General features: G+C 47.3%; 1 rRNA gene. It reads left to right on the forward strand.

What is annotated here, in order from left to right:
• A 23S ribosomal RNA gene (locus KQ878_RS03730) occupies window positions 1-355 on the forward strand; the annotation flags it as partial.

Consider the following 355-nt stretch of genomic DNA (forward strand, 5'->3'; position numbering starts at 1 on the left):
GGTGAAATTATGGTCCCAGTGAAAACGCTGGGTACCCGCATCAAGACGAAAAGACCCCATGGAGCTTTACTACAACTTCGTATTGAAATTTGGTCTAACATGTGTAGGATAGGTGGGAGACGTTGAAGCTAGAACGCCAGTTCTAGTGGAGTCAACCTTGAAATACCACCCTTGTTATATTGAGTTTCTAACTTGCCATCATAATCGGGTGGGAGGACAGTGCGTGGTGGGTAGTTTGACTGGGGCGGTCGCCTCCTAAAGAGTAACGGAGGCGTTCAAAGGTACACTCAATACGGTCAGAAACCGTATGCAGAGCGCAAAGGTAGAAGTGTGCTTGACTGTGAGACTTACAAGT

The sequence above is a fragment of the Mycoplasma zalophidermidis genome, assembly GCF_018913985.1.
GTDB classification, from domain to species: Bacteria; Bacillota_I; Bacilli_A; order Mycoplasmatales; family Metamycoplasmataceae; genus Mycoplasmopsis; species Mycoplasmopsis zalophidermidis.